At 47.2% G+C, this 13605-nt stretch carries 13 protein-coding genes; 5 read left to right on the top strand and 8 right to left on the bottom strand.

Going from position 1 to position 13605, the window contains the following annotated elements:
* Positions 1-39: 39 nt before the first annotated feature.
* Together pta and V2546_RS12485 are read right to left on the bottom strand one after the other, a co-directional pair.
* Positions 40-1041, bottom strand: coding sequence for a phosphate acetyltransferase (gene pta, locus V2546_RS12490; RefSeq protein ID WP_117470288.1), 1002 nt, complete (start codon positions 1039-1041; stop codon positions 40-42).
* A 438-nt stretch (positions 1042-1479) separates the two neighbouring features.
* A complete protein-coding gene (locus V2546_RS12485; protein WP_118298009.1) occupies positions 1480-1812 on the bottom strand; it encodes a cyclic-di-AMP receptor in 333 nt (110 codons plus the stop codon).
* Between the two features lie 272 nt (positions 1813-2084).
* Here V2546_RS12485 and V2546_RS12480 point away from each other — a divergent pair, with 272 nt between their 5' ends.
* Positions 2085-3287: a nucleotidyltransferase family protein gene (locus V2546_RS12480; protein WP_329752500.1), complete on the top strand. Its 1203-nt coding sequence runs from the start codon at positions 2085-2087 to the stop codon at positions 3285-3287.
* 176 nt (positions 3288-3463) lie between these two features.
* Here V2546_RS12480 and V2546_RS12475 read toward each other — a convergent pair whose 3' ends face one another.
* From V2546_RS12475 to V2546_RS12465, 3 genes are all read right to left on the bottom strand, one after another.
* Positions 3464-6271 (bottom strand): SMC family ATPase, encoded by a 2808-nt coding sequence (locus V2546_RS12475; RefSeq protein WP_329752499.1) that lies wholly within the window; start codon positions 6269-6271, stop codon positions 3464-3466.
* Positions 6268-7401 (bottom strand): exonuclease SbcCD subunit D, encoded by a 1134-nt coding sequence (locus V2546_RS12470; protein ID WP_118532999.1) that lies wholly within the window; start codon positions 7399-7401, stop codon positions 6268-6270. The genes V2546_RS12475 and V2546_RS12470 overlap by 4 nt, the downstream gene beginning before the upstream one ends.
* Positions 7402-7618: 217 nt before the next feature.
* Complete coding sequence (locus V2546_RS12465) at positions 7619-7933, bottom strand: LysM peptidoglycan-binding domain-containing protein (protein ID WP_118298004.1); 315 nt, start codon at positions 7931-7933, stop codon at positions 7619-7621.
* A gap of 267 nt (positions 7934-8200) precedes the next feature.
* Between V2546_RS12465 and lexA the strand changes: the two genes are divergently transcribed.
* The 3 genes from lexA (at position 8201) to V2546_RS12450 (ending at position 10009) form a co-directional block, all read left to right on the top strand.
* The gene (gene lexA / locus V2546_RS12460; RefSeq protein WP_118298003.1) at positions 8201-8818 is read left to right on the top strand and encodes a transcriptional repressor LexA; all 618 of its coding nucleotides are present in this window, start codon (positions 8201-8203) and stop codon (positions 8816-8818) included.
* A 339-nt stretch (positions 8819-9157) separates the two neighbouring features.
* Complete coding sequence (locus V2546_RS12455) at positions 9158-9475, top strand: helix-turn-helix transcriptional regulator (protein ID WP_329752497.1); 318 nt, start codon at positions 9158-9160, stop codon at positions 9473-9475.
* 21 nt (positions 9476-9496) lie between these two features.
* Positions 9497-10009, top strand: a complete 513-nt coding sequence (locus tag V2546_RS12450; RefSeq protein ID WP_215702060.1) for a hypothetical protein — start codon at positions 9497-9499, stop codon at positions 10007-10009.
* 119 nt (positions 10010-10128) lie between these two features.
* Here the strand turns inward: V2546_RS12450 and V2546_RS12445 are convergent, their stop codons facing one another.
* Positions 10129-11247: an RNA-guided endonuclease TnpB family protein gene (locus V2546_RS12445; protein ID WP_329752496.1), complete on the bottom strand. Its 1119-nt coding sequence runs from the start codon at positions 11245-11247 to the stop codon at positions 10129-10131.
* A complete protein-coding gene (gene tnpA, locus V2546_RS12440) occupies positions 11210-11650 on the bottom strand; it encodes an IS200/IS605 family transposase (protein WP_329752495.1) in 441 nt (146 codons plus the stop codon). The genes V2546_RS12445 and tnpA overlap by 38 nt, the downstream gene beginning before the upstream one ends.
* A gap of 572 nt (positions 11651-12222) precedes the next feature.
* Between tnpA and V2546_RS12435 the strand changes: the two genes are divergently transcribed.
* Positions 12223-12534, top strand: a complete 312-nt coding sequence (locus tag V2546_RS12435; protein ID WP_329752493.1) for a hypothetical protein — start codon at positions 12223-12225, stop codon at positions 12532-12534.
* Positions 12535-12744: 210 nt separating this feature from the next.
* On the opposite strand, the gene V2546_RS12430 is transcribed toward V2546_RS12435, so the two are convergent.
* On the bottom strand, positions 12745-13392 hold the full coding sequence (locus V2546_RS12430; protein ID WP_329752492.1) for a hypothetical protein: 648 nt from the start codon (positions 13390-13392) through the stop codon (positions 12745-12747).
* Between the last annotated feature and the right edge of the window lie 213 nt (positions 13393-13605).

Below are 13605 nucleotides of genomic sequence, written 5' to 3'. Positions count from 1 at the left end.
ATTTTGCGTCGTTCCCCATTGTTGTTAAGTAATTATAGATTAAGCCATCTGAGCCTGTACAGCTGTAAGAGCTACTACACCAACGATATCCTCAGCGGAGCATCCACGGGAAAGGTCGTTGACCGGTCTTGCGATACCCTGGAGCATCGGGCCGTAAGCTTCTGCTTTAGCAAGTCTCTGAACCAGCTTGTAACCGATGTTGCCGCAGTCAAGGTTCGGGAAGATAAGAACGTTAGCATGACCTGCAACTTCGCTTCCTTTTGCTTTTGCTTTTGCTACGGACGGAACAATCGCTGCATCGAGCTGTAACTCGCCGTCAAGGTCAAGCTGCGGGTACTTCTCGTTTGCGATCTTTGTAGCCTCTACAACCTTGTCTACAAGAGCGTGCTTTGCGCTGCCCTTTGTGGAGTGGGAAAGCATAGCTACGATCGGCTTCTCACCAACAAGTGCGCGGAAGCTCTTAGCGGAGCTGTCAGCGATTGCAGCGAGCTCTGCAGATGTCGGATCCTGGTTTAAACCACAGTCAGCGAATAAGAATGTGCCGTTTGCACCGTACTCGCAGTTCGGAACGTCCATGATGAAGAAACCGGATACAAGCTCTGTTCCCGGAGCTGTCTTTAAGATCTGAAGAGCCGGTCTTAATGTATCAGCTGTTGCGTGGCAAGCACCTGCAACAAGTCCGTCAGCGTCTTTTTCTTTTACCATCATAACGCCGTATGTGATGTAATCTGTCTTTAAGATCTCCTGTGCTTTCTCGAGAGTCATACCCTTTTTCTCTCTTAATTTGAACAGGGTCTCTGCGTAGTGGTCAAACTTCGGATCAGTATCCGGATCTACGACCTTAAGGCCAGTAAGGTCAACTTCCAACCAGTGAGCACCATCCATGATCTTTTCCTCTTTTCCGATCATGATCAGGTCAGCGGTCTTCTCCTTTAATACCTGTGCTGCAGCAATAAGAGTTCTCTTATCGTTGCTCTCCGGCAGAATGATTGTCATTACATCCTGTTTTGCCTTTTCTTTCATAAGATCAATAAATGCCATGATGATTGACTCCTTCCTCAATATGGGTTTTCATACGTATTTTTATTATATCGCAGCTAAATACTGGATACAAGACTATATTCTCCAATTTTTTGCACTTTTTTCAATACCTCTCGTTAAATTTAAAACAATGCGGTAAAAAAACGGGCACAGCGGAAGTTTGACCGGAAGCAGCTGCCTGCCTATCGGGAAATTTTATCGAACGTTCCGGTAACAAGTGAAAATACGCTTCGCGAGTTTCCCCTTGTTATCGCGACAATCGCCAAGGTCTCGCGCAAGCACGGATTTTGGCTCGTTGTTCGCGTAAACAAACAGCTCCGGTCGACCAGGAATACTGATTGCCGGAGCTGTTTGTATCTTTTATCTTTTCTCTGCAGGACCGCAGTCATATTTATTGTTCGCATTGCTGCAGCAGTCTCTGTCAGTATCATTTTTCGGTCAGATCTTCTCATACCGCTCAACATCTACAACAAAGATCGTCGCACCGCCGACATCGACCGACATCGGCATTGTTGCGCAGTGGACCATGGAGGAACCGGATACATACGGCATATTGATCGTGATCTTCTGGTGATGGCCGCACTCCTTTTTAATAATATCGATCGCTTCATCAACCCGCGCTTCTTCCGTCACGATCATCAGGGTCGTATTCCCTTTTTTCAGGAATCCGCCGGTCGTGGAAAGACGGGTCACGCTGAATTTGTGTTTTGTGAGTGACGTCGTCACATCGTCCTCGTTGTCATACCGGATAATTGCGTAGATCAGTTTCATATAGCATCCATCCTTTCTGCGTCTTATTTCGAAGATTGCGGTATGCGCCGCAAAGATATAACTGTAACACTAAGGCAGCCGCTCTGAATTCTTTCTGATATTTTTGAATATTCTTATCATCCTGGAACAATCAGTCTTTCACACGCTGCTTAGATGCAGTATATCACATTTTTTCTTTGAGAACAATAAATATTGCATTAAGATTTTGTTTCGACTATGATATTAGATAACGAATGCAGGCAAATGATCTGCACAAGTTGAGGAGATCTACTATGAAAACAGCTGCCATCATTGCAGAATACAATCCATTCCACAATGGCCATAAATATCAGATTGAAGAGACAAGACGCCGGACCGGAGCCGATTTCATCGCGGTCGTCATGAGCGGTGACTTCGTACAGCGCGGGGCCCCGGCAATCTACAGCAAGTTTCTCCGGACTCGCTCCGCGCTTCTCTCCGGCGCTGACCTCGTTGTCGAAATGCCCGTTTTCGGAAGTCTGAGCGCTGCCCAGGATTTCGCACGCTGCGGAATCTCTTTGTTTCATCATATGGGGATCATCGATGTGCTCTCCTTCGGCAGTGAAGCAGGGGAAATCAAAAAATTGCAGGGACTGGCAGACCAGGCCGGCACAGAGACGGAAGAACAGTCGGATCTGATCCGTAAAAGTCTCCGAAGCGGCCTTACCTACCCACAGGCACTGGCTCTTGCCAGAAAAGATTCTGTTCCTGTATCGCCCAACGATATCCTTGCGGTTGAGTACCTGAAGGCATTAAAGGAATTTTCTTCCGCGGTCGAACCCTGGACCCTGAAACGCTCCGATCCCGGGTATCACTCCGAAGGGCGGGACGGCTCTTTCGCTTCTGCAACAGCGATCCGAAAGGCGATCTCTGCGCAGGATCCGGATTTTCTCTCAGCTGTTCTCCCGGATTCCCACTTTGAAAGTCTGCAGGCCGAATCCGAGGTTCCATTATTTCCGGATGATTTTTCTCTCCTGATAGAACAGAAGATCCTGACTTCCGCTCTGGAAAAAATTCAGAGCATTTCCGGTATGCCGGAGGACCTCGCCGCAAAGCTCTATAAAAACCGTCTGGAATTTCTCCGGACCGATGCACTGACCGCAGCCAGAAAAGACCGGCAGTATACTTACGCGAAGGTCAGCCGCGCTCTTATGAATCTCATGCTGGATATCACAGACAAAGACCAACGGGGATTTGCTGCCTGCGATTACGCTCCATGGGTCCGGATCCTGGGATTCCGAAAAACATCCGCAGCACTTTTATCGGAATTGAAAAAGCATTGCGATATCCCTGTCATCGTCAAGACCGCTGATGCCAACGAGATTCTCTCCCCGGAAGTCTATCCGCTTTTTGAGAAAAATCTGACCGCATCTGAGATCTGCCGGATGGTGCGGGAGCTGAAATCAGGAAAGGTACAAAAAAACGAATTTACCCGTTCGCCGATCATGATCCCGTGAACTATATCGGCAATTGAATTACCGCGCATCTGCATTTTAGATCACCGTATCTACGATGTAGATGCTTCTTTTTTCCGGTTCCTTTTCTCCGCATATTTGGCTGACACTTCTTCCGACTGCGACGGACATTGGCTGGAATAGCTCTCTTCCTGCCGGATCTGCTGTCACGCACGTTTTCAGATCACGCCGTCCGATATTCTGACAGTGCTTCCCACGCCTTCCCGACCGCGTTTTTTTGTTATCACGATCTTTTTTTCAATCCTGTCTTTCAGCTCCGCAACATGAGAAATGATACCGACAAGTTTTTTTCCGTCCGCAAGATTTCCCAGTGCCTTTACCGCCTGGTCCAGCGCATCCTCATCAAGAGAACCGAATCCTTCGTCCACAAACATGGCATCCAGCTGGATCCCGCCTGCCATAGACTGGATCTCATCCGAAAGTCCCAGCGCCAGGGAAAGCGAGGCCTGGAACGTTTCGCCGCCGGAGAGCGTCTTTACACTCCGCTCACTTCCGTTATAGTGATCGATCACATTCAGTTCCAGTCCGCTCTTGTCCTTTTTGTTCCCCGATGTCTCACTTCTTTTCAGTTCATACTGACCGCTGCTCATCGTCATCAGCCGGATATTCGCCCGCCTCAGAATCCGGTCAAAATACGCCATCTGGACATAGGTCTCAAGTTCGATCTTCCGCTTTCCATTCAGTGTCCCGGCTGCCGTGTCCGCAAGTGAGTGGACCCAGATATATTCCTGTTCTGTCTGTTCCATGAGATTCTGCCAGGTGCAGACCTTCTCGTAGATCTTCCGGTTGTTCTGTAAAGCCGAATGGAGCTGTTCCCGCTGTTTTAATGTTCCTGTTTTTTTCGTCTCCAGGCGTTCCAGCATCTCTGAGAGTTCCGTTTCCTTCAGCTCTTCTCTTTTTCCGATCTGTTTTTCCAGTGTTTCCACCGCAGAATCCAAGCTCGCCATATCTCTCTGGTATTTTTCCATTTTAGCCTTCGCGCTGCTTTCTTCCAGCTCCAGCTCCCTTTTCTGCGTTTTCATCATTTTCAGGTTTTCTTCGATCTCTGCCGCATTTTGCCCTTCCAGCCTTTCCTGAAGCTCTTTCACCTGCACCTTCAGCATTGACAGGGATGTCAACAGGTTCTGTTCCGACAAGGCAAGCGCCGTATTTTTTGCTTTCGCCGTCTCCAGAGCCTTTTCCAGCTTCTTTATTGAATCTTCCAGCGTTTTTAGCTGTTTCAGCTGTTCTGCATTCGATCTGATACGGATTTCCAGTTCACAAAGTTCTTTCTCCGTCTTTGTTATCGCCAGTCTGGCTGCCGTCATACACTCCGCAGGATCCGATATCTCTGATATCCTGTTATACAGGTCTGCTTTCAAAACGGCAGGAAGCTCCACTATCCTCTTTATCTCGAGATCCAGATTTTCTTTTAAGTTTCCGGCTCTCTCGCTCAGCCTCTCAGACTTCACTCCTGCCCGTTCAGCTTCCTTCTTTCTTAGTTTCAGTTCTTCCTGATCCGGGATCTCTTCTGCAAGCTCAGCAGGAGCCGGGTGATGACAGGAACCGCATACCGGACAGGGGATTCCTTCCTCCAGATCCTGTGCAAGAATGCCGGCCTGGGCATTCAGAAACAGTGTTTCCAGGTGTCCATACCGTATGCGGCTCTCATCACGCAGGGAAATCGAGATTGCGTACTCTTTCTGCACATCTTTCAATTCCCTGTAAGTCGACTCAAGCCGCTCCAGGTGTTCTTCCAGTTCCTTTTTCTGTCGCAAAAGTGCTTCTTTCGCATTTGACAGCTGCTCTTTCTCCACCGGTGCTCTGGAAATCTTCTCTCTGTCCCCAGACCGGTTCTCCAGTTCTGTTTGCAGAAGATCCGTCTGTTCCTGCATCGACTTTCTATCTGTCTGAACGCTCAAAAGTGTCTGTTCTTTCCCAGCCGCTTCTCCTCTTTTCTGATCCAGTTCCAGAAATCTCTGACTATCCAGTTCCAGTTTCTGAACTTTCTTTGCCAGTTCTTCGCGAAGCTCCGACTTTTTCTCCACTTTTTTCCATTCTGCAAGGACCGCTTCATACTCCGGATTCAGTCGTTCCCGTTCCTGTTTTTTATTCTCCAGTTCTGCCTCGATCCGTCTGATCTGGGCCGCCTTTCCCTTTTTTTCATTTACCGCGCGGATCTGCTTTTCCAGGCTCTGCACAGATCCATCCAGCGTTTCCAGATGTACCTTTTCTTTTTCTGTCTCACTGCGCAGCAGCTCGATCCCCCGCATTGTTTTTCCTTCAAAGTGTACCTTTTTTAAGGAATTAAATTCCTGTTCCGCCGCCGGATCTTCCTCAAAGCAGGCATCCTCCAGGTACTGGGTAATGCTCCGGCGCAGATCATCATAATCTTTTCGTCTGCGCTTTTCCTCGTCCCGCAGACGCCACTGGATCTCCTGAAAGATCTCCGTGTGAAAGATCTGACGGAAGATTTCTCCGCGTTCCGCAGTCCCTGCGATCAGAAGTTTCTGGAAATCCCCCTGGGCGATCATCGCAATCTGAGTAAACTGTTTATAGTCGAGACCCATCAGCTCCGTCACAGCCTTTGTGACCGCGCCCATCTTTGCCACTGGCTGACGTCCGTCGGGATAGATCAGTTCCGCATCCGCTTTTTTCGTTGTAAATCCGGTTCCTCGCTTTTTCGGGCATTCATATTCCGGATTTCTTCTGACGATATATTCTTTTCCCTGATAGGCGAAAGTCAGCTCCACAAACGTCTCCGTCTCTGCTTTCGCATATTTGCTCCGGAACATTCCGGCTTCCCGCACAGTTCCGCTTGCCTCACCGTACAGGGCAAATGTGATCGCATCAAAGATCGTCGTCTTACCGGCGCCGGTATCTCCCGTGATCAGGTAAAGACCATGTTCTCCAAGTTGTTCAAAATCGATCGTGTTCTCCCCCGCGTATGGGCCGAAGGCACTGATCACCAGTTTTTCAGGTTTCATTCTTTTATCTCCCGGATCAATTGTTCTGCAAAATCCTTCTGTTGTTTCGTCATAGGCTGATTATTCTGAAGTTCATAGAACTCATAAAACAGTTCGATCTCTGTCTTTTTTTCTACGGCCTGCGCTGCATCGACCTCCTGAGTGGTTTTTGTCCTCTGATTGTCATACAAAAGCTGCATGATATTCGGGTAGATCACACGCAGTTTCTGAAGACCGTCCGGCACATCATCCTCGTCCGTCAAGGTCACCTGGATATAATCTTCACGGTTCATATCTCTGTAAAAAGAGCGGTCGGTAAGTTCCAGATAAGTGCCCCGGAGCTTCCTCATATCCCGGAGAGGTTTTAACGGCAGCAGGCTGGTCCTTACTGTTCCTTTTTTCTCCAACTCCACGACTGTAATTGATTTCTCCTGGTCCACCTCCGAAAATGAATATTTTAAGGGAGTCCCGCAATAGCGAACCCGGTCAGTTCCTACGTTTTGGGGACTGTGGATATGTCCAAGTGCTGTATAATCAAACGGTGTAAAGACCGCTGCGTCAATGTTGTCGAGACCACCGACCTGAACATCCTCCGACTCGCACCTGGAAGCTCCCGTGACAAACTGGTGTGCGACAAGGATGTTTCTATCCTTCAGATCGATCTCCATATGGCGGATCACCGTCTCCGCCGCAGTCTGGACATCCGTTACCAGATCCGCCTCATTCTCAAATACATGCCGCACAGTCGAAGGGCGGATAAACGGGAGCAGGTGGATCCAGACTGTTCCGTATTGATCCTTCAGCGGAATCTTCGTGACACTCCCATCATATACAGGCGAAAGGTAGATCCCCCGGCTGTTCAACAGTCTTCCGCCGAAAGCCAGCCGTTCCGCCGAATCATGGTTCCCGCTGATAATAAAAACAGGAATCGCTCTCCCGGCAAGCCTTGTGATAAATTCGTCGAACACCTGGACCGCCTCCGCGGACGGGATCTGCTTGTCATAAATATCACCGGCCAGGATGATCCCGTCCGGCTTTTCTTCTTCCGCCAGATCAAGAATTCTTTTAAGAATATATTTCTGGTCTTCGATCATCGAAAACTCATTGACTCTCTTTCCGATATGAAGGTCCGATAAATGGAATAATTTCATTGGTTCCTCCTATTGCTCTCTCTTCTGCTCCTCCTATTGTACCGTTTTATCCCGGCAATAGCAAGCAAGGAACTTTTGGCCGCCGGTCAGCTGGAATGCAAGTATCCCGGAGAAAGAACAAGATCCCCGGACATCATTCTGCCCAAAGGATCTCGTTTGCAGCCCGGAGAGTCTTTCTCTCCGCATCCTCTCTTCTGTATCTTTCTGTCTTATATCATCACTTTATATACGGGTTTCCCGGCGTCTCCGCATAATACTCCACGGAGATCATATCACCGGCACGGAGTTCGTCAGAAACCATTCCGTTGATCAGTTTCAGCTCATATACATATTCCCGCACGGACATACCGGAATGATGATAATAAGTTTTTGCAACAGACCAGAGGGTATCACCTTTTTCCACCTCGATCGTCGTATAATAGCGGTTATAGACGGCATCATCCTCGTCTTCATTCGCCATAACCAGGGTCTTTCCAAAAAAGCAGGACATGATCATCACGATCATCACAAGAGCGATCAAATACTTCTTCATATTGGTTCCTCCTCTGTATTCAGTAAGTGCAAACTCATGTTTGGGAACATCTGTTCTGGTTTAGATTCTATCACGCGAACATATGTTTGTCAATTCTTTTTCTCCGTTTTTTCGAACAAAGGTTTGCTTTTTTTCGCAGTTTATGATACTATGTATGCAGAGAAGAAATATTCTTTTGCAGATTATTACAGCGGTCGTCAAATGTCTCCCCGTGTATGCGCGGTTGCCATTTTCCTAATCGCCGTGACGAATAAAAGGAGGGGTCTCATGAGTCAAGGAAAAATTACTGATAAGCAGAAAGAAATACTTGAATATATAAAAGAAATGATCTTAAAGAAAGGATATCCGCCGGCTGTGCGCGAGATCTGTGAGGCGGTTCACTTGAAATCCACCTCCTCGGTCCACTCCCACCTGGAATCCCTGGAGAAGAATGGATATATCCGCCGGGATCCGACAAAGCCGAGAACTATCGAGATTCTCGATGATGATTTCGCTCTTACAAGACGTGAAGTTGTAAATGTGCCGGTGATCGGTACGGTCGCCGCCGGAACTCCGATCCTCGCGGAGCAGAATATCGAAGATTATCTTCCGATCCCTGCCGAAATGCTCCCGAATAAAGAAGTATTTATGTTAAAGGTAAAAGGAAACAGTATGATCGAAGCCGGGATCTACAGCGGTGATAAAGTCATCGTTGCAAAGCAGCCGGACGCCGAGAACGGCGATAAAGTCGTTGCGCTCGTTGATGACTCCGCGACCGTAAAAACGTTCTACAAAGAGAACGGTCACTTCCGTCTCCAGCCAGAAAACTCCACGATGGACCCGATCATCCTGGATCACGTAGAGATCCTCGGTAAAGTCATCGGTCTTTTCCGCATGATGAGCTGATTTGTTTATAACAAAAGAAAAATCCCCGGCAGTCCGCTGTGTTTTTGCAGTGGAACTGTCGGAGATTTTTTCATATCTTCCAGGCTGTGCTCTTGCGCTGTTGTCCCTTTCCCTATTTCGAGAATACCAGTCGAAATGTCTTATGCCCGAAATGAGATGCAGCCGTTTGTCGGGTTAAATATTATTTCATGATCTGGGCATGCCCCAGTGATATATGGAATTTACTTTTAAAATTTTCATTTCGCCGGCAGAAATAAAATTTTACTGTTCAATCCGCTACAGTCGTGATAAAATGGAAACAAGTGTTTCGGGATGGTACAGAATCATGGAGGGATGCAAATGGAACCGATGTATTTGTCAATCCAGCCCGTGGAAACCGGGAAGCGGATCAAGCAGCTGCTTTCGGAGCAGAACTATACGATCCGCGAGATCCAGGGTGCGTTCGGCTTTGAGAACCCGCAGGCAATCTATAAGTGGATCGCCGGGAAATCACTTCCAAGCCTGGACAACTTTATCATTCTCAGCAGACTGTTACATACCAGCATTGAAAATATCCTCGTCATTGACGGGGATATTCCTCATTTATGGGCTTCTTTAAACCGCAGGTTCAATGACACCTTCCCTCTCCTGTCTTATAATCGTGTCATAAGGAATTGATGCGAAGGAGGCGAATACATCATGAAAATGACTTCGGCTTATGCCAATAAACTGCTCAAAAGCCTGGCGGACGAAAAGTCCTACTGGGAAGCCAAGGAAGCGACATCCCGTACATACGTTGCCGCCGTCGGCGAGGAACCGGTCATCCCGGAGTATGACTACTCCGCCGTTTCCGAGACGTTGAAAGAAATTGATCGAAAAACCGTCATTATCAAGCACGCCCTGAACCTGGCCAACGCAACAGCAAAGATCATGGTAGGAGATACGGAAATGAGCGTCGACAGCATTCTGGTAAGGATGGCACAGCTCAACTCCCGCAAAGCGACCCTGGACACCATGCGGAAATGCCTTCCGAAAATGAGGGAATCTTCCCATGCATTCAGCTCCAGGAATGCCGTTCCTGAGTATCGCTATACCAATTACGATCCGGAACTGGTAAAACAGGATTACGAACATATCTCCGGCGAAATCATGGAAATGCAGATTGCCCTTGACCAGTACAATCAGACGTTCCTGTTTGAAGCGGACATGTGACATACTCCCACCACTTAGCTCACGCTTGAAGTGGGGGTTTCTCGTTCGATTACCCCGTTGGGCAAAGCATTCACGAGCGATCCCCGTGTGTCCCACGGTTCTTTTTGGCTGATATCTTTTTATGATGCTTTTTCGCTTTTTTCTAATATGATCCCGGATATTCTCAGACCTTCCCGGCAGATATTGACCGCCGCATTTTCATCACGGTCCATCCGGTTTCCGCAGCTGCAAAGATATACCCGATCTTCCAGTTTCAGATCATGTTTTATTTTTCCACAACAACTGCATGTTCTGGAACTGGGATACCAGCGGTCGATGCGGACAAGCTTCTTTCCTTCCCGTTCCAGTTTATACTGCAAAAAATCTGTGAACATTCTCCATCCGCTATCATGGACATTTTTTCCAAAATGATGTTCCCCGCTCATCGTCTTCAGATCCAGGTCCTCAATGCATACGATATCATAGAAATTGGTTATCTTTCTTGATTCTTTATGCAAATAATCTTTTCTCTGGTGAGCGATATGCGTATGGATCCGCGCCACTTTTTTCTGCTGTTTTTTATAACGATTGCTTTCTTTCCGGCAATGGCTCAGTTTTCTCTGCGCTTTCGCCAGTTTTTCCTCGCTGTTTCTGAAATAGTGCGGATAACCTGCATGTTTTCCATTGGAATCTACATATAGTTCTTTCATGGAAAAATCGAGTCCGACGACCTGCCTTATGTTCCTTATTTCCACTGGCTTTTCTTCACAAAAATACAGAAGAGAAACATAATACCGCCCATCAGCTTCCAGACAGACGGATGCACCTTTCAGGCAGGCATCTTCCCGGATCTTACGATGCTGCCGGATCCGGATCCAGCCTGCCTTTGGGAGCTTCAGCTTCCCCTCTTTTAATAGGATATTTCCATTGACACTGTTTGTGGTATAGCTTTTAATAGGATTCTTTTTTGACTTGAATTTTGGAAATCCAAACGATGGATCCTGGAAAAAGTTTTTATAAGCAGTCTGCAGATGCAGCTGGGCATTGCACAGAGCAAGGCTGTCCACTTCTTTTAGCCATGGAAACTCTGCCTTATATTTTGCCGGAGTGACCTTCAGGTTTTTTCCGGTCTTTTCATAGCATTCCTTCTTTTCTGCCAGCATCCGGTTATATACAAACCTGACACATCCAAATGTTTTTGCAAACAGTTCCTGCTGTATTTTATTGGGATAGATCCGAAACCGGTATACTACATTCATGTTTTTTCTCCCCCTGTGTCTCGATGTACTGACGGATCACTTCGATCGGAGCTCCGCCGGCACTCAGAAGACAGAAGCTCTGACTCCAGAACATTTCCTTCCAGAGCTTCTGCCGGATCTCCGGATACTCTTTTTTGATCAGACGGCTGCTGGCACTTTTATAGGCATTGATAAATTTACTGAGTTCCGACTTCGGATGTGCACGGAACATGATATGGACATGGTCCTCATCGTGATTCCACTCTTCCAGGGTGATATGATATTTGGGCGCGATATATTCAAAGATTTCTCGTGCGCGATCCGAGATCGGATCATTCAGGACCTTTTTCCGGTACTTTACAACCAGGATCAGATGATAATAGAGCAAAAATACTGAATGCGCATTATTGTCAAGTTCTCTCATATTTATCAGCCTTTCTTTCTATTTCGACTGATTTAATTATATCACAAATGGAATCATTTGTCTATTACATTTCAGAACATTTGTTCTGTTTGATCTGCAATCTATTTTCCCTTCAGGCTTCAGGCTTATTCATTGTATTCAGAATTGATGATATAGCACGACTATAAAAATCAATATATGAGAAGTTTACAATACACAACACAGCTATGTGCAATAATCTGATATCTACATACCAACTATCGCACTATGCAAGAGATGACAATTCATCTCACCACCTATAGAGGTGGGAGAATTCTTGCTGATTCTTGTTAAAGAATTTTCCGTACAGGGTCTTTAAAAATGCAGATGGGATTGTTAACGTTCAGTGACATGGATTGTTTTGTTATTTTTTATCCGTTGTATCTTTCGGTTCATGGTACGCTAATTCAGCAAATATCAATGGTAAATAATCCCCCTGTAGAAAACCCGTGAGCGATCACGCTGGTGCCGGGGTACGGTTTCAGGCACCACGGCTGCGGAATGTGAATTTCGCAGCCTTTTCCAAACAGACAGCTATCACAAAGGAGGAGCCTATGAAAAATTTTCTGGGACTGGACGGCCTGTCCATCCTGTCCGTCCCATATATGTACATCGACCACAAGGACTATCTTGCGGATTCCCTGCTCGCACAGAACCATGTTTCCGTGCGGTTAGGAAACGAATTCTCACGGGACGATTCCCCGTACCGTATCATTCTCTGCAAAGTCAGAAAGAAAGATACGGCGGAATTTGAGAAATCCATGGAGTCCTTACGCAACAAGATGCTTCTTTTCGGGCACAACGATTTCATGGAATTCTGCAACGGCATCATGGAAACACTGGAACAGAATCGAGGTGCTGCATGAAGAAATCATTTGTCCCGATCAGCAAACAGACTAAGAAAGCACAAAAAGCATACCATTCCTTACGGCGTTCCACCTGGGGCATCCTGAACCCGGCAACGCGGACCATACCGAACGGCAGGGCATACAACCGGAAGAAACAGAAAGCCCACGACAGAAGCGGCAGGGAATCCTCCTTCGACTCCCCGCCGCTTTTTTGCCCGTCCATGCCTATCAATCCCACAGGTTCCAAAAATATTTCGTCATAAGCTCCATGCCCTGCTTCAGGCACCGGTCCCGGTACTCACGCAGTTCTCCCTCGGCCGCCAGCCACTTTTCCGATATCTCCGCATATTTCGGAACATCGCTCATCGTATACAGACGATGCGTATGCTCCCGCTTTTCCCTTGCAATCTCCTCTTCCGTTTTCAGTTTCTCTCCGAACATGCCGTATTTTGCCGTGAATTCTTCCCGTGCCAGGTCATGTTCTTTCTCATACGGATTTTTCTTTCTGCACGTGCCCTCTTTTGCTTCCCGGAACAGAAATTCCATTCTTCCCAGAATACGGTCCCATTTCCGGATGTTTTCTTCTTCCGCTCCTTTAAAGGAGCCGGGGTAGCCATGACTGTTAACACGAAGGTCATGGATCATGTTCGAAACAACCGTAAGGAACCATTGGTCGATCGACCAGGTGTCACGGTAACAGTATCCGTACCTCAGTCTCTGATAAATGCAGACAATGTCCTCTCTCCATATGGAAATCCTTTCCCATAGCGATTCTCTCTTACGGTGCGACAGAAAAACGGAACATTCTTCCTTCCGTCTCTTTCCGTTTTCCTTCGGACTCATTCGCTTTGTAATTCTCTTTGCGGTTTCATCCATTGTGCTTTCTCCTTTCCCGTAATATCCCTGATACGACAGTTATATCACTGCACAGGAAAGACTGCATTGAACCTCTGGGTGAACTACCCATTGTCTTAAGCCAATGGGCTTCCTGCTTCATCGACCTCGTAACCTACTATCTCCACAGGCGTTAATTTGGGCAGTCCCTGCCCTATATATTTCTTTATGCTATTTGTCTTAATCCTTCTGTCA

It is taken from the genome of Clostridium sp. CM74B_53, from assembly GCF_036318045.1.
In the GTDB taxonomy this organism is placed as follows: Bacteria; Bacillota; Clostridia; order Lachnospirales; family Lachnospiraceae; genus Pilosibacter.
The sequence above is the reverse complement of the archived record's forward strand: the minus strand, read 5'-3'. Positions and strand labels throughout refer to the sequence as shown.